The organism is Gilliamella sp. wkB171 (genome assembly GCF_001693755.1).
Lineage (GTDB): Bacteria > Pseudomonadota > Gammaproteobacteria > Enterobacterales > Orbaceae > Gilliamella > Gilliamella apicola_F.
On the sequence record NZ_LYST01000011.1, the window covers coordinates 1 to 1,177 of the forward strand.

At 27.7% G+C, this 1,177-nt stretch carries 2 protein-coding genes; one reads left to right on the forward strand and one right to left on the reverse strand.

Annotated elements, in window-relative coordinates:
* Positions 1-580: 580 nt before the first annotated feature.
* On the forward strand, positions 581-790 hold the full coding sequence (locus A9G03_RS01170) for a hypothetical protein (protein WP_065632933.1): 210 nt from the start codon (positions 581-583) through the stop codon (positions 788-790).
* A gap of 5 nt (positions 791-795) precedes the next feature.
* On the opposite strand, the gene A9G03_RS01175 is transcribed toward A9G03_RS01170, so the two are convergent.
* Positions 796-1,002 (reverse strand): hypothetical protein, encoded by a 207-nt coding sequence (locus A9G03_RS01175; protein WP_065632932.1) that lies wholly within the window; start codon positions 1,000-1,002, stop codon positions 796-798.
* Between the last annotated feature and the right edge of the window lie 175 nt (positions 1,003-1,177).

Sequence of the window (1,177 nt, forward strand, 5' to 3'; positions counted from 1 at the left end):
AATTATTAAAGACGTTTTTTATAATGCTCCATTTTACTGGCATCTCATAACCATCATAATATGCTTATTTGAAAAAATATACGATATATTTATCCATTAATTAATCATCTGAAAAGATAAACCAATTCTAAAAATGCAAATTAAACTAACTTTATTTTTTGTAAGAAAAATGTTTAATAAAAAATAAATGGAAACCGTTAGTATTATAACTAATTAAAAGATATATAACTTTGATAAAATTAAATGATCTTTTCACACATTTATTTTAACCAAACACCGACTTTTTTGAATTTATCGGGATAGCAAAAATAAAAAATTAACGGTATAGTGTAAATGCAGATTAGTCTAGGTTAAAAGCCAAACAATGGTTTTTTTAAAGGTCTGTTCTGAAAGTGATTTTTAAAACAACATTAGTAAAACCGATCCAAATGTATCGTTAATGTTAGCTAAAATGACATTTTGTTAAATAACCAGAAAAATTGATAACATTCTGATTAATCAATAATATTATCAACTAACAGTTGGTCGGAAAGGTAATTATTATTAACTGTATAGAAATGCAGTAAAAGGGTAATAAATAATGGATGAGTTAGAAAAAATAAAAACAATTGAACGGGCTGAATTACTTTCAAGAGTTATTACTGAAAATCTGAATTTAAGGGAACGGGATAAAGACATAGCGCTGTTTTGGTTTCGTGATTTGCTTGAGCCATTAAAACAACAAATATTAAACGAGCAAGCAAACAATCAAAAAGGTAACACAAATTGGTTACCTTTTGATGAAACGTAAAACAATTATTTTTTATTTGGATGAGGATCTTTCACAGAATCACCTTGACCTGACAACACATACCAACCATTTTTGCTATGCGGCTTTTTATTATAATCAGGGCAAGGTGGTAAAGATTTCTTACTTTGGTTTGAATAAATATAACCACAGTCGGCACACTTATAAGTGCCAGCTGAAACATCACTACCGTATGCAGCAAATTTTTGTACCATAATAAGCTTCTCCAGTAAGGTTATGTTTGCGATAAGCACATTACTTATCACTACTATATAAACGCGGTTTCAATAAAAAATCAAGCTTGGTATTAACTTTATTTTGTTCCATTCGATTGGATATCAAAAGCAAAATAGTCATATAAAAATGTAATCTATTAAAAATAATAAAATT

Bases quoted from the DNA above. Each gene is read 5' to 3' on its own strand.
- A9G03_RS01170 (WP_065632933.1), top strand. From the start codon at position 581: ATGGATGAGTTAGAAAAAATAAAAACAATTGAACGGGCTGAATTACTT.
- A9G03_RS01175 (WP_065632932.1), bottom strand. From the start codon at position 1,002: ATGGTACAAAAATTTGCTGCATACGGTAGTGATGTTTCAGCTGGCACT.